This window comes from Mesorhizobium sp. J8, assembly GCF_016591715.1.
Taxonomy (GTDB): domain Bacteria; phylum Pseudomonadota; class Alphaproteobacteria; order Rhizobiales; family Rhizobiaceae; genus Mesorhizobium.
The window spans coordinates 3,265,995-3,284,327 of record NZ_AP024109.1 but is presented as its reverse complement, the minus strand read 5'-3'; the positions used below and the strand labels follow the sequence as shown (position 1 = coordinate 3,284,327).

The following is an 18,333-nucleotide window of genomic DNA, read 5'->3' as shown; positions in this document are numbered from 1 at the left end:
CGAAGGCTTAGAGCCTTTTATGCCTCAGAGATAGCGAGGCGCGAGCAAGATTGCCAGCGCCCCAGCCCTGCCGGCCGGCAAGCGTCAGGGCGCGACGTCCTTGGTCGAAAACCCACAGGACGTGCCGAGGTTGCGATAGGCCTTGGTGAAGCCGTCCATCGGGATGCTGGTGACCTTCTGTTTGCCGAAGGTCACATCGAGCGAGGTAACCTTACGCATGGCGCGCAGCAGAGCGAGGCTGGTCTTGGCCTCACTATCGACCATCCAGCTGGGACGACCGCCGGCGGCGGCGTTGGAACTTACCGTCACGGCAACCTTCACGCCCGGATCACCGAAGGTCGCGGGGATCTTGTCGCCCGTCGGCAGCGTCTTGTTGTCGATGATGAACATGATGGCCGGATACGCGTCCGGCGGCAGCGCGTCGCCGGTCGAGATCGAGAGCGTCAGGGAGCCAGCGTTACCTTCGCCATCGACGAAAGCCGTCGAGGCGGCGCAGGTCTTGCGCGCGTCCTGGCCAGTGTCAAGGGTGTCGATGATGGTGGTCCAGCGCCCAAATGTGTTGGTGGCTGGCATGCCCGCGCTGGGCTTGGTTTCGTCCTGGGCGACCGTGCCGGAAGCGGAGAAAACGATCAGCGAGGCGGACAACGCCAGGGCGGCAAGACGGAACGTATGCATCATCAAGTCTCCAACAAGCCGCGCCGCCCTGATCAGGGGGCGGCGCGAAGCAGGGATAAAAGATGACGCGGAACGTGCGGTCAACCGAAAGAGGATCAGCCGAGATAGGGGTAGAGCGGGAAACGATCGGTCAGCGCCGTGACCTTGGCCTTCACCGCGGCCTCGACCGCCGCATTGCCCTCGTCGGAATTCGCCACCTTCAGACCATCCAGCACCTCGGCGATCAGCTTGCCGATCTCGCGGAACTCGGCCTGGCCGAAGCCGCGCGTGGTGCCCGCCGGCGTCCCGAGGCGCACGCCCGAGGTCACGAACGGCTTTTCCGGATCGAACGGGATGCCGTTCTTGTTGCAGGTGATGTTGGCGCGGCCGAGCGCCGCCTCAGCGCGCTTGCCGGTGGCGTTCTTCGGACGCAGGTCGACCAGCATCAGATGGTTGTCGGTACCGCCCGAGACGATGTCGAGGCCGGTCTCCTGCAAGCTGGACGCCAGCGCCTTGGCGTTGGCGACAATGCTTTCGGCGTAGGTCTTGAAACTCGGCTTCAGCGCCTCACCGAGCGCCACCGCCTTGGCGGCGATCACATGCATCAGCGGACCGCCCTGCAACCCCGGGAACACCGCCGAATTCATCTTCTTGGCGATCTCCTCGTCGTTGCACAGGATCATGCCGCCACGCGGGCCGCGCAGCGACTTGTGCGTCGTCGTGGTCACGACATGGGCATGAGGCAGCGGCGACGGGTGCATGCCGCCGGCGACCAGACCGGCGATATGCGCCATGTCAACCATGAGATAGGCGCCGATCGAATCGGCGATCTCGCGGAACCTCTTCCAGTCCCAGATTCGCGAATAGGCGGTGCCGCCAGCCAGGATCAGCTTCGGCTTGGTCTCATGCGCGGTCTTCTCGATGGCATCCATGTCGAGCAGGTGATCGTCCTTGCGCACGCCGTAGGAGACGACCTTGAACCACTTGCCGCTCATGTTGACCGGCGAGCCGTGGGTGAGATGGCCGCCGGAATTCAGGTCGAGGCCCATGAAGGTGTCGCCGGGCTGAAGCAGCGCCAGGAACACCGCCTGGTTCATCTGGCTGCCCGAGTTCGGCTGGACATTGGCGAAGTTACAGCCGAACAGCTTTTTCGCGCGCTCGATGGCCAGTTCCTCGGCCACGTCGACGAACTGGCAGCCGCCATAGTAGCGCTTGCCCGGATAGCCCTCGGCATATTTGTTGGTCATGATCGAGCCCTGCGCTTCGAGCACGGCGCGCGACACGATGTTTTCGGACGCGATCAGTTCGATCTCATGACGCTGGCGACCGAGCTCGTTGCGGATGGCGCCGAAGATTTCCGGATCGGCGTCGGCAAGCGTGGTCTCGAAGAAGGATTCGAACGTGCTGGAGGCTGCCGCTGCATTTGACATGGCTTGCTTTCCCTTGGGGCCGGAGGTCTGCGAGGTCGCCGCGCATTAACACAGTTGTTTTCGGGCCGCCACGTTTGCGGCGCGAAATTTGCTGGCCGGTTTGCGCCAAGACGAGCCGACCGGGCTCCTATTCCCGCGGTTCGCGGCCTTTGAGGATCGCTTCCGAGAAGGTGATTTCGGTGAACAGCTTACGCGCGGTATGGTCGTTGATGTCGCCCCGGCGCAGCATGGCCTGCAACTCGGCGCGCTCGGCCTCGATGCCGGCAAGCCTGAGCTCCATCTCGATCCGCCCTCGATCGCGGGCCTCGGCGCGTGCTTCGTCGGCGCCGTCGGAGAGCGAGATGCGACGCCGGTAGATGGAGGCGACGCTCTCGGCGACGGCGAGCTTCATCTCAGCCGCCTCCCCTTCATTGCCGTCGCTGGCGAGACTTTCGATCCTGGCGATGGCCGCATTGGCGGCACCGACCCTCGCCCTGCGTTCTTCGGCGGCGCCCGGATGCTCGCCGGGCTCGACGAGACCGCGCGCGACCGCGGGCAAAGCGAGGCTGGCAATCGCCAGCGAGCAGATGATGACGCCGGCGGCGAGGAAGATCACGAGATCGCGGGCCGGGAACGGCGAGCCGTCCTGCAAGGTGAGCGGCAGGGACAGGATGCCGGCCAGAGTCACGGCACCGCGCACGCCGGCGATCGAGCCAGCGAGCCTGACGCGAAAGCCAAAGGGCTCCGCCTTGCGCTTGCCGAGCCGCGCGGCGAGCACGGCGCCGATATCGCCGATCCAGATCCAGACGAAGCGCAACCCGATCAGGCAGAGCGTGAGCAACAGCACGGTCAATGCCGGCTCGAATAGCCAATGCCGGGTGGTCAGTTCCGGCGGCACCTTGCGGATGATGTCGGGCAGTTGCAGGCCAAGCAGGATGAAGAGCGAGCCGTTGAACATGAAGATCAGCATCGACCAGAGCGAGATCGTCTGGATGCGCGCCGAGACCGCCATGTGACGGACGATGCCGGAGTAGCCGGTCAGAAGGCCGGCTGTGACCGCCGCCAAAACGCCAGAAGCGCCCAGATGCTCGGCGACCAGATAGGCGACGAAGGGCAGCAGCACCATGACCAGCACCTGCGCTTCGGCCGGCGTGCTGGTGATGCGGCTGAGGATCTGCAACGACTTCGCGGCAATGAACAGTGCCGCGATGCCCACGAGAATGCCGATCGCCACAGCCAGGAGAAAACTCAGCGATGCCGCGGCGAACGAAAAGCTGCCGGTCAACACCGCGGCGACGGTGAAGCGGAACATCACCAGGCCGGAGGCGTCATTGAGCAGCGACTCGCCTTCCAATATGTGCATCAGCCGCGCCGGGACGAGATTGCGATCGACGATCGAGGACACGGCGACCGCGTCGGTCGGCGACAGCACTGCGGCCAGGGCGAAGGCGACAACCAGCGGGATGCTCGGCACCAGCCAGTGCAAGGCGTAGCCGAAACCGACGATGGTGAAGAAGACGAGCCCGATCGCAAGGTCGAGGATCGGGCCGCGCAGCGCCATCAGCTCACGCTTCGGCGCCGAAAAGGCGTCGCCGAACAAAAGCGGCGGGATGAACACCAACAGAAACAGCTCCGGATCCACTTCGATGTGAACGCCTCGCGCAGGCCACGCGAGCGCGACACCGATGGCGATCTGCAGCACCGGCAGCGGCACCCGCACCAGCCGCACCAACGCGCCCGAAACGGTCACGAAGGCGAGCACGACAAGGATGAAGACGGCGACGTCCATGGCGCGATTCCAGCTGTTCGACCAACCATGGGCAATTGCCGACGTCGCGTCCAGCCGGCCGGGCAGCACGCGGGCGTACCAATCGTGGACGCGTCGCCATTCCGCTATTGCGGCAGAGCCACCTTGGGCACGGAACAAAGCACCGTGAAAGCAGGATTCACGACATTGCCGATGCGCAAGCTGCAGGTCTGGCTGACCAGTTGATGCGCATCCATGATGCCTAGGCCTGTCCGGTGCGCCACCCAGCGCACCAGTCCGGCAGCCGCGATGCGGGCTGCATCGTCCAACGGCCGCGCGCAGCCGATGACGCCGATGCGGCCTTCGGTCTCCAGGCGCGGCCAGTCGAAGCTCTCGTCCGGCGCTGCCTTCTCGGCGGACAGCGTGGTGAAGAAGGCGCCTTCGACCGCGGTGCCGGCGATCTCGCCATCGCCCTGCGCGTAGTGGCCGTCACCGACATAGATGTGCCCGCCATCGACGTTGGCCCGCAGGTAAAGCGTCGCGCCTTCGGTCAGGTCCGGGATGTCGAAATTGCCACCGAAGTCGCCAGGGACAACGCCGAGGCGAACCTCACCATGCGCGGGCGCGACGCCCAACGTGCCGTGAAACGGCCGATAGCTTGCGGAAAGTGCGCCGCCGGAGGAGGTCTGCGTGGTCAGTCGCGTTCGATCCGGCGACAGGCGCCATATCCAGACCCGCTCTTCTTGCTCCGCCTGCAAGTTGGGCGAGGCTCGGGTTCCCGACAGAAAGCCGAAATTCGGCGATATCGTCGCCACGCCCCAGTCGCGGGCAGGCTCCAAGCGATGCAGGTGGATCGCCATGATATCGCCGGGCTTGATGCCTTCGACGGCGATCGGGCCGACCAGCGGGTTGACTTTCGGATAAGGCGCGACCTCGCGCGGCTTGCCGTCGACGCTCGTCAGCCTGCCGGAAAAGCAATCCTCGGTGAACAGCGTGAATTGCTCGCCAGGTCTGACCGAGAGCCGCGGCACGTGCCCTCCAAGTTGAAAGACGAAATCGTGCCCGTCGTTCAGCGGTCGAACCAAGTGCCGGCTCCCAGTTTCTCGACAATATCGACAAACACCTGCGTGGCGTCGCGGTGGATGCTATGGCCGACATTGGGCATCACGACGACCGACCGCTCACCGACCTCCGCGCGCAGCCGCGCCGTGTCGTCGGGCGGGACGAACCGGCTCACTTCCGGCAGGACCCAGACCGTCGGCAGCATCTTGGCCAAGCGCGCCGCCTCGTCACGCAGGTCCCAAGGCGCATTGCCGGCGAAGGCCGAACGTGCGTCGTCGAACGATATCTGCTCGAGCGACACGACTTTCCAGGCAGCGTCCCGCCGCGACCAGCCGGGATTGAGTTTCAGCAGTCCCTCGATGTCGTGGGGCAGATTTGCCTCGTCCCAGTCCAGCATACCCTTCGGCGTGGCCTTGTCGGCGAAATGCGAGACCGGATCTTCCAGAAGCATCGACTTCGGCCGGAACAGGCCGCGCAACACGCCAAGCTGAGCCAGCGTCCCGCCGAAGGAGTGGCCGAGCAGCACATCCGGCGCGGCGGGCAAGTTCTCGGCGAAATCAGAAAGCAGGCTGTCGAAGGAGAAATCGCCGTTGCCGCGCGCGCTTTCGCCATGGCCGCGCATATCGGGAGCAATCACCTGCCAGCCGCGCGTGGCAAGCAGCCTGGCCGGCTCGGTCATGGCGCCCGCATTGGCGGTGATGCCGTGCAGCGCCACCATAGTCTTCGGAGCGCTGCGGTCGCCCCAGCGCATGATGTTGAGCGCCACCATGTCAGGCTCCCGCCGCCCAGCCGACGATCTGCCGCCAGAGCGTCGTGTAGCCCGGCCAGTCGACAAAGGCCGGTGGCGCCCAATGCGGCCCGCAATCGGACGCGAAAGCGACCGACCGTCCCTTGCCGAATTCGGCCGCGACGATCAGGGGATCGTTGCCGATGGTCGCGACCACCGTCGCCTTTTGCCTGGCGGCAAAGCGATTGTAGCCGAGCAGCGCCGGCCATTCCGCCTCCAACCCGGCGACGATCGGGTGTTTTGCCGCGGCGATACGTGGTGTCACGCCTTGCGGCCGCTCGGCGCGGTCATCGCCCGCTTCCATCTCCACGCCCAGCACTTCGGCGACCTCGGTGTCGCGATAGCGCGCCTTGGCATCGATGCCCTGGAAGGTCATGTAGCCGCCGACCATCACCAGTCCGCCTCCGCCGAGGACATAGTCGCGTATCGCTTCGAGGCGATTGGGGAGCGTTTTCGAGCGCACGAACGTGTCGGGGTGGAGCAACAAGGTGTTGGCGCCGATGTCGCTCAGCATGACGCAATCGAATTTTGCCAGCTCGTCCGCGCTGAAGGGGAAGGCGCGCGCGGCGACGTGGGCAGGTTGGTAGACAACGTCCCAGCCGCCTCCTTCGAGCGCGTCGCGCAGCCAGCGCACGCCTTCAGCGTATTCCGTTGTGGTGAAGGAATCGAACCCCTTCTGGTGAATCGAATGAACGGTCCAGGATTCGCCCGCGATCAGGACGCGATGGCTCCTTGTCATACTTCCTCTCCTGTTCTGTCAGATCGGCTGGCCAGCCGCTTCAGCGCGGCGATGAAGGCGGCGTGGATGCCCTCCCCGTCAAGCTCGACGGCGATTTCGGCGTTCGGCGGCCCGGAGCGGCCGGCAAAATCGATAACCGTCCGGCCATAGGTGAACTTGCCGGCGAGCTCGACCTCGATGCGTGCCGGAACCGTCCTGGCCAGGAAAGGCTCGGCCGCGACAAGCGATGCCACGGGATCGTTGAGCGGCATGGCGGCGGGCCCGAACACGCCCGGGCGAAATGTTTTGTTCAGCGAGCGCAGGAGCTCGGCGGCGAAGAGCCCGACCCTGCCGCCGACCGTCTCGACGTCGGCGATCAATCGATCGGTGATGACCGCATGTGGACCCACGTCGATCGGGACAAGCGTCAAGGGAATGCCGGCTCCGAACACGATGGCTGCCGCCTCCGGATCGCACAGGACGTTCCACTCCGCCGCAGCGGTCTTGTTGCCCAGCCCCCAGGCCCCGCCGAGCGAGACGATACGTTCGATCCTCTCCGCCAGGCCGGGGTTGCGCCGCAACGCGAGCGCCAGATTGGTCAGCGGACCAGTGGCGACGACAGTGCTGGCGGCGCCCGAAAAGACGAGCTCGGCGATGAGGTCGCTGGAGTGACGCGGATCGAGCGGGACGGCGTCGAGATCCGGCCGCTCCGGATCGAGCGCGCTCGTCTGGTCGAGAATGCCGGCGATCAGCCTTTCCCGCACTACTGGCCCCATCGCGCCGGCCGAGACCGGAACATCCTTGCGTTCGGTAACGGCAACGGCGATCGCGCCGTTCTGCGCCGTGCGGTCGCCGGCGAGATGACCGGCACCCGTCGTCACCGCCTTGAGGTCGAGCGCCTCGTGGCCCGCGGCGACCAGGATGCCAAGAGCATCGTCATTGCCCGGATCGCAGTCGAGGATGATCGGCTTCCTCATTGGGGATTATCCTGAATTCTGGCCGGCCGGTTGCGCACCAGGATGCGCCAGCGGGCGAAGGTCAGGCCGATGATGGCGGCAAGATAGGGCAGCATCAGCACGAACTGCGAGGGGATGGCGAATACCTGCAGCCGGTCGCCGAGCGCGCCGAAGAAGCCGAACAGGAAGGATGCCGCCGCCGTCATCCAGGGCTGGCCGCCGCCGAACAGCGTCGCGGCAAGCCCGATGAAGCCGCGGCCGCTGGTCATGTCCGGCAGGAAGAAATGCAGCTTGTCCATGGCGAGTTGCGCGCCGGCAAGCCCGGCCAGCAGGCCGCTGATCGCCAATGACAGAGCCTTCATCGCGGCGATGCGGATGCCGGCGGAGCGCGCGGCGTGCTCATCCTCTCCCGCTGCCCGCAGGCTTGAGCCGAGCGGGGTCTTGTAGAGGAAGACATAGGTGAGCGGCACGGCGACAAGCGCGATCAGCACGATGATGCTTTGGCCTTCGAAGGCCGGGCCGAGCACCGGCAACCAGGACAGCGATCCGGCAGGAACGTGCCAGATGTCGGGAAAAGCAATCGGCCTCAGGCCGCCAGGGCTGTTGTAGTAGCGCTCGAGGATGAAGAGCGTGCCGCCGGCGGCGAGCAGATTGATGCCGAGGCCCGCCACGATGAAGTCGGCGAAGAAGCGCAAGGTCAGCAGCGCAAGAAGTTGCGAAAGCACCACCGCGACCACCAGCGCCGACAGGAAGGCCGGCAAGGCGCTGCCGCTCCAATCGCCGACGGCGACGGCTGCAAAGGCGGCGGCCAGCATCATGCCCTCGACCGCGACATTGAGGATGTTGGCCCGCAACGTGATCATCGCCGCCAGCGCGGCGAGAAGGATCGGGGTTGACTGTTCAAGGACCGCGGCGAGCAGCGACGTGAGGTTCATGCGCGTCTCCTCACGCTGCCTGGACGGCGCGATGAAGCCGCGCCGTCATCAGCAGCACGAGCAGGCCGGTCAAAAGGTTGACCAGCGAGCGCGGCACATCGGTGGAAATCTGCATGTAGGCGGCGCCGTTCAGCATCGCGGCATAGAAGAGCGCGGTCGCCAGCGAGCCGATCGGGTGGACGCGGGCAAGCAAGGCACAGGTCAGGCCGACCAGCCCGTAGCTCGGCGAGAAATTCTGTTCGAAGCGGTGTCCGACGCCGAGCACGTAAAGCGCTCCGGCCAGCCCGGCCAATCCGCCGGCAATGACCATCGCCGAGATGACCCGCCGTGCCGCCGGCACGCCCGTGGCCTCGGCAAAGCGCAGATTGGTGCCGGCCGCGCGAACCTCGGCGCCCCATTGGGTGCGGAACAGAACGATCCAGGAGACGACGGCAAGCACAGCCGCAACGAGGAAGCCGCTGGTGGCGCGCGGAACGAAGGGCAAGGGCGGCAGCCAGATCGAGCTCGGCACCATCCAGCTCACCGCGCCATAGGCCGTGGTGTCGCGGATCACCTGGTTGGCGAGCCATGAGGTGATCAGGAGAATGATGATGTTGAGCATCAATGTCGTCACCACCTCGTCGACGGCGAGACGCACTTTGAGCACGCCGGGGATCCAGCCGACCGCAGCGCCCGCGAGCACGCCGGCCATGATGGAGATTGGCATCAGCACAACGGCCGGCAGCGAGACGCCGGCGATGGCGACGACCGTGGTGGTGACCGCGCCTGCGTAGAGCTGGCCCTCGCCGCCGACATTGAAGATGCCAGCGCGAAACGAAAAGACGACGCCCAGCGCGATCAGGGTCAGCGGCGTGGCGCGGTTGAGGAACAGGGCGAAGTTGCCGAGCGAATCGAAATTGGCGAGCAAGAGGTCGCGATAGGCGCGGACCGGCTCATCCGTGATCGACGCGACCAGCAGGAAGCCGAGCGCCAGCGTGAGCAGGATCGCGGCGAGCGGCGCGCGAATGACGCGCAGGAAATCGGACAGCGCCGGAGCCATCACGCTGCCTCCCTCGATCCGCCGTTCATCAGGTATCCGACGGTCTCCTCGTCAGCCTCGGCCCGGTCGAGGACCCGCATCATGCGGCCCGAATACATGACGCCGATCCTGTCGGAGAGCGCGAAGATCTCCGACAGCTCGGACGAGATCAAAAGCACGGCGCGGCCCCGGTCGGCGGCCTGCAGGATGCGCGCGTGGACGAATTCGGACGCGCCGATGTCCAGTCCGCGCGTCGGTTGGCAGATCAGGAGCAGCGACGGATCGCGCTCCAATTCGCGGGCGATCACCAGCTTCTGCATGTTGCCGCCGGAGAGCCAGCCGGCCTGCGTCGACGGCTGCGCGCCGCGCACGTCGAACTCCTTGATCTTCTCGCTGGCGAAGCTGTCGAGCTTGTGTCGGTCGATCAGGCCGCCGGACAGCAATCCGGCGCGTTTGTAATTGGTGGCGGCGACATTCTCGGCAACGCTCATCGTGACGCTGAGGCCGCGGTCGAGGCGATCCTCCGGCACAAAGCCAAGACCGGCCTGCTGACGTTCGCGCAGGTCGGCGTCGGTCAGATCCCGGTCGCCAAAAACGATCTTGCCCGCCTGCACCGCCATCAGCCCCGCGATCGCCTCGGCGAGCTCCGTCTGGCCGTTGCCGTCGACGCCGGCGATACCCAGCACCTCGCCGGCGCGCACATCGAGAGATATCCGATCGAGCAGACGCCGGCCCGAATGATTGGTCATGCTGACATCGTCCAGCGTCAGAACGGGGGCGCCGAAGCCGCGCCGGGCACCGCCCTTGCGACCGACAAGGAACACCTCGCGGCCGACCATGTCGCGGGCGATGTCGGCCTCGGTGACATCGGCGGTGTTGTGCGTCGAGATGCTGTGGCCGCGGCGAATGACGGTCACGCGGTCGGAAACCGCTTTCACTTCGCGCAGCTTGTGGGTGATGAAAAGGATGGTGCGGCCCCTGGCGCGCAGCCCGTCGACCACGCCGATCAGTTCGTCGACTTCGGGCGGCGTCAGCACGGCGGTCGGTTCGTCGAGGATCAGGAGATCGGCGTCGAATGCCAGCGCCTTCAGGATCTCGACGCGCTGGCGCTGACCAACCGAAAGCGTGCGCACCGGCGCTTCCGGATCGAGATGGAAGTTGTAACGCGCGATCAGTTCGCGGGCGCGATCTGCCATCTGGCGGCGGTCGGAGAAGATGCCCAGACGGCGTGGCTGGCGGCCGAGAAACAGGTTTTCAGCCACGGTCATGGATGGCACGAGCGTGAAGTGCTGGTGCACCATGCCGATGCCGAGGCGGCTCGCGGCGATCGGGTCGGCGATCGTGACGGTCTTGCCGTTCAGCACGATGGAGCCGGCGTTCGGCTGGTGAATGCCGGCAAGGATGTTCATCAGCGTCGATTTGCCGGCGCCGTTCTCGCCGCAGATGACATGCACCTCGCCGCGCCGGACATCGAGGTCGACATGGCTGAGCGCGGCCTTGTCGCCAAACGACTTGGCGATGCCTGCAAGGCTCAAAATGATATCTGGGTCGCTCATGGGTTAGACTTCCGGGGCAGGCTTCGTGGTCGGCACACGGGACGCCGCCTGCGCAGCGCCCCGTTTCAAGGTCCTGGGAGGCTTACTTGAAAGCAGTGTCGACCTTGATCTCGCCGCTGACCACCTTGGCCTTGGCGGCGTCAACCTTGGCCTTGATCTCGGCGGGCACCAGCTTGTCGTTGTAGACGAGGCCGACACCCTCATTGGCGAGGCCGTAGACCTTGAGCTTGCCGAACTCGGCCTTGCCGTCCCGGATCTGCTTGATCGAGTCGTAGATCGAGTTGCCGATCTGCTTGATCATCGAGGCGATCACATTGTCCGGGTGCAGACCGCTCTGGTCGGAATCGACGCCGATGGCGTATTTCTTGGAGTCCGCCGCGCCCTTGAGGATGCCGAGGCCGGCGGGGCCGGCGACGTTGAAGACGACGTTGGCGCCATTTTGGATGGCGGTCTTGGTGAGATCATAGGCCTTCTGCGCGTCGTTGAAGTTGCCGATGAAGATCACCTGCACATCAATATCCGCCACGACGGTCTTGGCGCCCTGCTTGAAGCCGAGGATGAAGTCCTGGATGACCGGCAGGTCCATGCCGGCGACGACCGCGATCTTCGGATCGCCGGAGGTGAGCGGGAAATCCTTCTTGTCGGTCGCCGCGATCGCGGCCAGCGCGCCGGCAAGGTAGGAGCCCTCGTTCTGCGCGTATTTCACCGAAAGAACGTTGGGCTGCTTCAACTCGTCGTCGAAGAAGACGTATTTCTGGTCGGGATGCTGCGGCGCGACGTCAGCCAGGTTGTCATGCATGTTCGGCCCGGTGAAGACGACGCTCCATTCGCCCGAATTCGATACCGCCTCGAGGTTTTGGCGCCAGAGCTGCGGGTCGGTCGGCGAGGCCTGCAGCAGGCGCGTCTTGACGCCTTCCTTCTCGGCGCGGGCGAAGCCGGTGGCGGCGTTGTCGTTGAAGCCCATGTCGCCGAGATTGTCCGACATCACATAGACGGCACTGAAGTCGGCGGTGAATGCCGGGCCGGTCATCAGGCCAAGCCCGAGAGCCGCGGCGTATGCCATTGATTTCACGATCGATCTTGTCATTTGTTTCATTCCCCTTTCTTGGTTGAGAACTGTCCTTCTCAGGAGCGTGGCGGCGCCACCGAGTTGCGCTTGACCAGCGCGACCGGGAGCCGGGTGAGTTCAGGCGGCGAGGCCTTGTCGATCAGCGCCTTGAGCGTGCCGAACCCGATGCGGCCCAGTTCAGCGGTAGGCTGGCGGACGGTGGTGAGGCCCGGAGCGAGCAGGTCGGCGAACGGCATGTCGTCGAAGCCGACCAGCGAAATGTCCTGCGGCACGCCGAGGCCTTTGGAGCGCACCGCCTCCATGATGCCGATGGCAATGAAATCGCTGCCGGCGAACACGGCCGTCGGCGGCCTGTCGCCAGCCAGAATGTCCAGCATGGCGGCGCGGCCGAAGTCGCGCGAATATTCGCCCTGGCGGATATCGCCGTCGCCGACGTCTATCCTCGCCTCGGCCATGGCGTCGCGGTAGCCTGCCAGTCGCTCGATGGCGCTGAACAGCTTCGCCGGGCCGCCGATATGGGCGATGCGCCGGTGCCCGGCTTCAATGAGGTGGCGCGTCGCGGCACGGGCGCCTTCGCGGTTCTCCACGAAGATCTTGGGGACGTTGACGCCTGGAATATCCTCGTCGATCAGGACGATATGGCCGTAATGATGAAGGGTCGCGGCCAAAGAGCCGTCGTCCGGCCGATTGGTCATCATGATCAGCCCGTCGACGTGACCGTCCTTCAGCCGCCTGAGACTCGCGAGCTCGCGCTCGCGGTTGCCGCCGGTGCTGCTCATCAGCACGGAATAGCCGTGCTTCTCGGCCTCGTCCTCGACGGCGGCGGCCAGTTCGGCAAAGAACGGGTTGGCGATCTCAGGCGTCATCATGCCAATCGCCTCGGAGCGGCCAAGGCTCAGGCGCTTGGCGAGAATGTTCGGGCGATAGTCGAGCGCCGCGATGGCCGCGTCGATGCGGGCCGCCGTCTCCGCCGGAAGCTCGATGCGATTGTTGAGGTAGCGCGACACGGTGGTGGTCGAGACCCTCGCCATTATCGCCACGTCATTGATGGTGCTCATGTCCGTCCCAGTCAGCAACGGACCAAACGCTAGCCTATAACATTTGGCCAGTAAAGCGGTTGCGTAAAGTGGTTTACTAACTTCTTTGAGATAATCGCGGCGGGCTTACGGTTCTTATCGGATCTGAAAGATCGCGACGCTCTTCAAGGCTGTCCCGCAGAAACAAAAAAGGCCGCTCCGAGAGCGGCCTTTTTGGTTTAAGATCAGACGATTATAGCGCGGAGCTGATCTGCAGCTCGCTGGCGCCGTCGAGGCCGTAGATGTCGTCGCGGAACTGCACGACGCCCGGGGCGGTCGACCAGGCCGAGAGATAGAGGAAGTGGACCGGCACCGGGTTGACGACCTGGATCGGCGTGTTCTCGCCGGTCTTGATCGCCGCTTCGAAATGCTGGCGGTCCCAGCCGGGCGTGTCGCGCAGGATCCAGGTGACCAGGTCGCGCACGTTCTGGACGCGCACGCAGCCGGAGGAATCGAAGCGCATCAGCTTGCCGAACAGGCTCTGCTGCGGCGTGTCGTGCATGTAGACGCCGTCCGGGCTCGGGAAGTTGATCTTGACCGAGGCCATCGCGTTGTTGCTGCCCGGATCCTGGCGGAAACGGTATTTGGCGGCATCGTCCGTCGACCAGTCGATGGTCATCGGATCGACCTCGCTGCCGTCCGGCGCGAACAGGCGGATGTGGCTGTCCTTGAGATAGTTCGGATCCTTCCGCATTAGCGGAATGATGTCCTTGCGCACGATCGAGACCGGCGCGTTCCAGTACGGATTGACGATGATCTCGTTGATCTTCGAGTTCACGATCGGCGTCTGGCGGTCGATCTTGCCGACGATCGCGGTGTGGCGCAGCACGACGCGGTCGTTCTCGACCGCTTCGACCTGGGCGCCCGGAATGTCGACCAGAACGTAGCGGTTGCCGAGCGTGCCGGCCTTTTCCTTCAGGCGCTGCAGGTTGGTCTGCAACTGGCCGAGCCGGACCTGCGCCGACACGTTCATCGCGGCATAGGTGTACTTGCCCATGGCGCCATCGGCCGGCAGGCCGTGGCGAAGCTGGAAGCGCTTGACCGCCGCGTCGACATAGGAATCGAAGGCCGTGGAGATGCCGGCGCTCTGCGGCAGGTCGCCCGAAACCATCAGACGCTTGCGCAGCGGCACGACATCCGGATCGTTATCTCCAAGCTGCAGTTTCTTGGTCGCCGGAACCTGTTCCCAGCCGCCTTGGGCAACGATGTTCTGGTACTGCGCAACGGCCTGCTCGGTGAAGGCCACCGTCTGCTGGCTGAAGATCGGCAGCGTCGAGGCGACCTTGTTGGTGTCGTTGCCGCGGGCGTCGAACTGGTCGTCCCAATTGCCGCGCGTCGAGGATTTCAGGATATCCCCGATCACGTCCTGGGCGCTCGCATGGCCGGCGACCATGGCTGCAGCGAGAGCGGAGGCTCCGGTAAGGAAAAAACGGCGGCTGGTTCTCATGGCAGACATTCTTTGTTTGATCGCTCTCGCTCAATCGCTTGCTGGGCGGCTTGTCCGCACTCTAGGGGCGGCAAACTTAACAATTCGCCAACCATCGCCCGCATCACCGGCCGCCAGAAACGCGGCGCCGCCACGCAGGTTCCAAGGAGCGCAGGGCATAGGCCCGCAGCATCACCTACATTTCGCATTGCCCGCGATTATGGCGGCAACGTGACCTTGGCCCGCGATTTGCATGCGGCGGGAACGTGAAAGAAATGGGGGCGATGCTTTTTTGCATCGGCGGATGCCGGCGTGGCCATGCGAAGTCTAGCCCTTCCCGTCGGGCTCCTACGCGCCCGAAGCGACGGTCAAACTCCCGCAGGTGCCGCCTTCGCGAAAAAGATAAGGACCGGCGCTTCCGCGCCAGTCCTTACTCTTTCCCAGTCGCCGCGCTCTTCGGCGCGGCTTTTCCGTCCCAATTCGTAGATCTTACATCCGATACGCGATCGTGTCGTTCCAGAAGCGGTCGAGGCGCTGCAGCGCGCGGTTCATCTGCTTGAACTCGTCGGTGTTGATGCCGCCGACCGCCTCGATCGAGCCGACATGGCGCTCGTAAAGACCGGCGACCACCTCGGCCACCTCGTTGCCCTTCGGCGTCAGCGAGACGCGGACCGAGCGGCGGTCGATGCGCGAACGCTGGTGGTTGATGAAGCCGAGGTCGACCAGCTTCTTCAAATTGTAGGAGACATTCGAGCCGAGATAGTAGCCGCGCGACCGCAGTTCGCCGGCGGTCAGCTCCGAGTTGCCGATGTTGAAGAGCAGCAGCGCCTGAATGGCGTTGATGTCGGAGCGGCCGTTGCGGTCGAACTCGTCCTTGATCACGTCAAGCAGACGGCGGTGCAGACGCTCCACCAGCTGCAGCGATTCCATGTACAGCGAACGGATAGCCTCGCGGCGATCGTCGGATACGTTTGCGGTCTTCGCCGCCGGACGCGAATTGATCATTGTCTTTGCCTCTCGTTTGTCGCCTTGGTGATTTTTTGTTTTTCACCTTGATCGCGACACTATCGAATACTCATAAAATTCGACTTAAACGCCAGGGCTAACAAGAGCTTACCGGTAAGAGGTTTCGGAAGACGCTTAACGATCGGTCACCCGAGCAAGAACAATTAACCTAAAGATTTAGCCAACGGTTCTGGGGCAATCGCCAATCCCGATTCTAGGCCCCTCGAGCCGCCCGGCAATCTAAAGTTCGTCGCGCTGAAGCGGATCCAGGCGACGCGCTTTAGGCTTTGTTTTTGATGCATGTCGTTCTCCCGAAACCGCTGCTCACTTTCGGGCGACATGCATTACTGCCGGAGCTGGCGCTTCTGCAGCCAGATGACCACGCGGAAGACGATATAGAGCAGCGCCACGCAGGCGTGCGAGACTACGATCAGCAGGCGGTGGCCGAAGAGATCCGGGAAGCCGGCATACATCACCGTCTCGGTCATCGCGCAGATGAACCAGATCACCGGCCCCCAGGACGCCAGCATCCAGAGGCCCGCCGCGGCGAAGGGGAAGAAGACGGCAAGCGTCGCCGCCGCCACCTGCCAGTGCACCGGCATCAGATCGAAGCGCCATAGCGCACCAGGATAGATGCCGATCAGGCGGATCCAGTAGAGGATGCCGAACAGAAGGCAGTAGCCGGCGATGACGCGCTGGAACCAGGCGAAGATGACCTCGGTGGTCGAGGGCTGCAGCACCACGCGCCTGGAGGTGACCTCGCTCACAGGGCGAGCTCCTTATCCCCGAGCGGCGCGAAATAGGCATCGACGTCGGCCGCGCCGACGTCATCGAGGCCCGCCGGCCGCCACTGAGGCCGCGACCCCTTCTCGATAATGGCGGCGCGGATGCCTTCGTAGAAATCGTGGCCGGCCAGCATGCGGTTGAGGATGCGAAACTCCATCTTCATGCATTCGTCCATCGTCAGCGTCGATCCCGCGCTGATCTGGCGCCAAGCGACATTGAGGCTGGTCGGCGAGCGGGTTTTCAGCGTCGCCAGCGTCTTCGCGGCAAAGGCATCTTCAGCCCCTGCCCGTTCCAGGCTGTCGATAATGCCGGCGAGCGAGCTCTGCGAAAAATGGCGCGCGATCGCCTCCAGGTCCTGCCGCTCGGTCTCTCGTTTGGCGGGCACGAAGAAATCGCGCAGCTCCGCGTTTGCATCGCCGCTCGTCGCCAATTCGTCGAGCAAACCCGCCTGGTCGTCGGCCTTGATGGTGTGCGTGGCCAGCCCCGACCACAGCGCGTCGCCATAACGGATGCGGTTTCCCGTCAGTCCGAGATACATGCCGAAGGAGCCGCCCAGGTTCGGCAGCAAGTGGCTGGCGCCGACATCCGGGAAGAAGCCGATACCCACCTCCGGCATTGCGAACTGCGCGTTCTCGGTCAGCACCCGGTGCGAACCGTGGAAGGAAATGCCGACGCCGCCGCCCATGACGATGCCATCGATCAGCGCGACGTAAGGTTTCTTGAAGCGGGCGATACGGGCATTGAGCCGGTACTCGTCGGCGAAGAACTCGACAGGCGGCTTGCCGGCGCGGCCCGCCTCATAGATGTGCAGGATATCGCCGCCCGCGGAAAACGCCCTGCCCTCGGCCTTGACGACGACGACGCCGATGCCCGGATCCTGCTCCCAGGCGTCCAACGCCTTGCCGAGCGCCTTGACCATGTTGTGCGTGACGGCGTTGAGCGCCTTCGGCCGGGTCAACGTGACCACGCCCGCCCTGCCCAGCCGCTCGAAGCGGATCTCGTCGCCTCCGCCAAAATCCATCACCAGAGAATCCTTCTCTCCGCCCGCCGGGGGAGAGAAGTGCTAAAGGCGGCATGCGGACGCGTCAATGGCAGTGGTTCCGGGGCGGCGGCTCTTGCGCTGGCGGGCGGCCGCGCCAGATGTTAGGTAACCGGCAAAGCACCTCGCCCGCGTCCGACCGGTTTTCGAGCAGATCGACATGCCTGGAATTTCCCGCTTCGTGGTTGGATTGGCCGGTCTCCTGTGCCTAGGACTGCCTGTCCGCGCCGCGCCAATCGCCGAGCTCTACCAGGCGCAAACGATTGTCACCGGCACCGGAGAGGTAAACCGGCAGATCGGCTTCAAGGATTGCCTGGACAAGGTGCTGGTCAAGGTCTCGGGCGACCAGCGGCTGACGCAGAAGACGGAGATGCTGGCGCTGCGCGACAAGGCGGCCGACTTCGTCCAATCCTTTCGCTACCATGACCGGCTCGAGGGCATCCCGATCCATGACGAGCAAGGCACGCATGACAGGCCGCACGACCTGACCTGCCTCTACAAGCCTGCCGTCGTCGACAAGCTCCTGGCGCAGCTCGGCAGCAGGCCATGGCTCGGCGAGCGGCCACCGATCGCCGTCTTCATGACCGTCGAGCAGGGGGCGCGGCATTTCGTGCTGACGGCTGATGAGGATCAGGGCAAGGCGATGCGCGAATCCTTCGCCAATGCGAGTGGTCCGTTGCTGATGCGCCTCATCTTTCCCAAGGCCGGGCAGCTTGGCGGCCTTGGCGACAAGGCGCTTTCAGAAGCCGATATGACAAGGCTCGACAAACTCGCGAAGAAAACGGGAGCGGCCCGGGCGCTCGCCGGCAGCATCGTGTGGAGCGACAAAGACCTGGGCTGGATCGCCGACTGGCGGCTGGCCGATCGCGGCAAGACCTATCGCTGGCAGGCGCGCGGCGTCAGCTTCGACGAGGCCTTCCGGGTTGCGGTCAGGGGCGCGGCGCAAATCTTGTCGGGGCACGGGGCGCCTTGAGTTTCCTCGCCCCGCGAAGTGGGGAGAGGCGGCTCGGCGAAGCCGAGACAGAGAGGAGGCGCCGATTCCGTCGGCAAAGGCCCTCATATTGGAAGACTTTCCGCCCTGCTCCGTCCG

At 64.7% G+C, this 18,333-nt stretch carries 17 protein-coding genes; 1 reads left to right on the top strand and 16 read right to left on the bottom strand.

The features are described 5' to 3' along the window. Window positions 1-84: 84 nt before the first annotated feature. The 16 genes from MJ8_RS15640 to MJ8_RS15565 form a co-directional block, all read right to left on the bottom strand. The gene (locus tag MJ8_RS15640; protein ID WP_201415452.1) at window positions 85-675 is read right to left on the bottom strand and encodes a hypothetical protein; all 591 of its coding nucleotides are present in this window, start codon (window positions 673-675) and stop codon (window positions 85-87) included. A 95-nt stretch (window positions 676-770) separates the two neighbouring features. After that, window positions 771-2,084 (bottom strand): serine hydroxymethyltransferase, encoded by a 1,314-nt coding sequence (glyA, locus tag MJ8_RS15635; protein ID WP_201415197.1) that lies wholly within the window; start codon window positions 2,082-2,084, stop codon window positions 771-773. A gap of 127 nt (window positions 2,085-2,211) precedes the next feature. Next, window positions 2,212-3,852 (bottom strand): Na+/H+ antiporter, encoded by a 1,641-nt coding sequence (locus MJ8_RS15630; RefSeq protein ID WP_201415196.1) that lies wholly within the window; start codon window positions 3,850-3,852, stop codon window positions 2,212-2,214. A gap of 104 nt (window positions 3,853-3,956) precedes the next feature. After that, window positions 3,957-4,895, bottom strand: a complete 939-nt coding sequence (locus tag MJ8_RS15625) for an acetamidase/formamidase family protein (RefSeq protein WP_201415195.1) — start codon at window positions 4,893-4,895, stop codon at window positions 3,957-3,959. Further along, on the bottom strand, window positions 4,880-5,641 hold the full coding sequence (locus tag MJ8_RS15620) for an alpha/beta fold hydrolase (RefSeq protein ID WP_201415194.1): 762 nt from the start codon (window positions 5,639-5,641) through the stop codon (window positions 4,880-4,882). The genes MJ8_RS15625 and MJ8_RS15620 overlap by 16 nt, the downstream gene beginning before the upstream one ends. Before the next feature lies 1 nt (window position 5,642). After that, window positions 5,643-6,398, bottom strand: a complete 756-nt coding sequence (locus MJ8_RS15615) for a glutamine amidotransferase (RefSeq protein WP_201415193.1) — start codon at window positions 6,396-6,398, stop codon at window positions 5,643-5,645. After that, complete coding sequence (locus MJ8_RS15610; RefSeq protein WP_201415192.1) at window positions 6,395-7,354, bottom strand: nucleoside hydrolase; 960 nt, start codon at window positions 7,352-7,354, stop codon at window positions 6,395-6,397. Before MJ8_RS15610 ends, MJ8_RS15615 begins: the two co-directional genes overlap by 4 nt. After that, a complete protein-coding gene (locus MJ8_RS15605) occupies window positions 7,351-8,268 on the bottom strand; it encodes an ABC transporter permease (protein WP_201415191.1) in 918 nt (305 codons plus the stop codon). Before MJ8_RS15605 ends, MJ8_RS15610 begins: the two co-directional genes overlap by 4 nt. 10 nt (window positions 8,269-8,278) lie before the next feature. Further along, window positions 8,279-9,307 (bottom strand): ABC transporter permease, encoded by a 1,029-nt coding sequence (locus tag MJ8_RS15600; RefSeq protein ID WP_201415190.1) that lies wholly within the window; start codon window positions 9,305-9,307, stop codon window positions 8,279-8,281. Further along, window positions 9,307-10,842, bottom strand: a complete 1,536-nt coding sequence (locus MJ8_RS15595; RefSeq protein WP_201415189.1) for an ABC transporter ATP-binding protein — start codon at window positions 10,840-10,842, stop codon at window positions 9,307-9,309. Before MJ8_RS15595 ends, MJ8_RS15600 begins: the two co-directional genes overlap by 1 nt. An 82-nt stretch (window positions 10,843-10,924) precedes the next feature. After that, window positions 10,925-11,929: a BMP family ABC transporter substrate-binding protein gene (locus MJ8_RS15590; RefSeq protein WP_201415188.1), complete on the bottom strand. Its 1,005-nt coding sequence runs from the start codon at window positions 11,927-11,929 to the stop codon at window positions 10,925-10,927. Window positions 11,930-11,967: 38 nt separating this feature from the next. Beyond that, the gene (locus tag MJ8_RS15585) at window positions 11,968-12,969 is read right to left on the bottom strand and encodes a LacI family DNA-binding transcriptional regulator (RefSeq protein ID WP_201415187.1); all 1,002 of its coding nucleotides are present in this window, start codon (window positions 12,967-12,969) and stop codon (window positions 11,968-11,970) included. Between the two features lie 211 nt (window positions 12,970-13,180). Continuing rightward, window positions 13,181-14,434, bottom strand: coding sequence for a L,D-transpeptidase family protein (locus MJ8_RS15580; RefSeq protein ID WP_201415186.1), 1,254 nt, complete (start codon window positions 14,432-14,434; stop codon window positions 13,181-13,183). A 468-nt stretch (window positions 14,435-14,902) separates the two neighbouring features. Beyond that, window positions 14,903-15,418, bottom strand: a complete 516-nt coding sequence (gene ldtR, locus MJ8_RS15575) for a transcriptional regulator LdtR (RefSeq protein ID WP_067001002.1) — start codon at window positions 15,416-15,418, stop codon at window positions 14,903-14,905. Between the two features lie 344 nt (window positions 15,419-15,762). Then, window positions 15,763-16,185, bottom strand: coding sequence for a DUF6163 family protein (locus MJ8_RS15570; RefSeq protein WP_201415185.1), 423 nt, complete (start codon window positions 16,183-16,185; stop codon window positions 15,763-15,765). Next, the gene (locus MJ8_RS15565; RefSeq protein WP_201415184.1) at window positions 16,182-17,225 is read right to left on the bottom strand and encodes an enoyl-CoA hydratase/isomerase family protein; all 1,044 of its coding nucleotides are present in this window, start codon (window positions 17,223-17,225) and stop codon (window positions 16,182-16,184) included. Before MJ8_RS15565 ends, MJ8_RS15570 begins: the two co-directional genes overlap by 4 nt. A gap of 178 nt (window positions 17,226-17,403) precedes the next feature. Between MJ8_RS15565 and MJ8_RS15560 the strand changes: the two genes are divergently transcribed. Next, window positions 17,404-18,216 carry a DUF2066 domain-containing protein gene (locus MJ8_RS15560; RefSeq protein ID WP_201415183.1) on the top strand — a complete coding sequence of 271 codons (813 nt, stop codon included), beginning with the start codon at window positions 17,404-17,406 and terminating at the stop codon, window positions 18,214-18,216. The last annotated feature ends 117 nt before the right edge of the window (window positions 18,217-18,333 follow it).

What these genes read in the sequence shown, in the direction of transcription:
- MJ8_RS15640 (WP_201415452.1), bottom strand. Translation starts at nt 675, where the DNA reads ATGCATACGTTCCGTCTTGCCGCCCTGGCGTTGTCCGCCTCGCTGATC.
- glyA (WP_201415197.1), bottom strand. Translation starts at nt 2,084, where the DNA reads ATGTCAAATGCAGCGGCAGCCTCCAGCACGTTCGAATCCTTCTTCGAG.
- MJ8_RS15630 (WP_201415196.1), bottom strand. Translation starts at nt 3,852, where the DNA reads ATGGACGTCGCCGTCTTCATCCTTGTCGTGCTCGCCTTCGTGACCGTT.
- MJ8_RS15620 (WP_201415194.1), bottom strand. Translation starts at nt 5,641, where the DNA reads ATGGTGGCGCTCAACATCATGCGCTGGGGCGACCGCAGCGCTCCGAAG.
- MJ8_RS15615 (WP_201415193.1), bottom strand. Translation starts at nt 6,398, where the DNA reads ATGACAAGGAGCCATCGCGTCCTGATCGCGGGCGAATCCTGGACCGTT.
- MJ8_RS15610 (WP_201415192.1), bottom strand. Translation starts at nt 7,354, where the DNA reads ATGAGGAAGCCGATCATCCTCGACTGCGATCCGGGCAATGACGATGCT.
- MJ8_RS15605 (WP_201415191.1), bottom strand. Translation starts at nt 8,268, where the DNA reads ATGAACCTCACGTCGCTGCTCGCCGCGGTCCTTGAACAGTCAACCCCG.
- MJ8_RS15600 (WP_201415190.1), bottom strand. Translation starts at nt 9,307, where the DNA reads ATGGCTCCGGCGCTGTCCGATTTCCTGCGCGTCATTCGCGCGCCGCTC.
- MJ8_RS15595 (WP_201415189.1), bottom strand. Translation starts at nt 10,842, where the DNA reads ATGAGCGACCCAGATATCATTTTGAGCCTTGCAGGCATCGCCAAGTCG.
- MJ8_RS15590 (WP_201415188.1), bottom strand. Translation starts at nt 11,929, where the DNA reads ATGACAAGATCGATCGTGAAATCAATGGCATACGCCGCGGCTCTCGGG.
- MJ8_RS15585 (WP_201415187.1), bottom strand. Translation starts at nt 12,969, where the DNA reads ATGAGCACCATCAATGACGTGGCGATAATGGCGAGGGTCTCGACCACC.
- MJ8_RS15580 (WP_201415186.1), bottom strand. Translation starts at nt 14,434, where the DNA reads ATGAGAACCAGCCGCCGTTTTTTCCTTACCGGAGCCTCCGCTCTCGCT.
- ldtR (WP_067001002.1), bottom strand. Translation starts at nt 15,418, where the DNA reads ATGATCAATTCGCGTCCGGCGGCGAAGACCGCAAACGTATCCGACGAT.
- MJ8_RS15565 (WP_201415184.1), bottom strand. Translation starts at nt 17,225, where the DNA reads ATGGATTTTGGCGGAGGCGACGAGATCCGCTTCGAGCGGCTGGGCAGG.
- MJ8_RS15560 (WP_201415183.1), top strand. Translation starts at nt 17,404, where the DNA reads ATGCCTGGAATTTCCCGCTTCGTGGTTGGATTGGCCGGTCTCCTGTGC.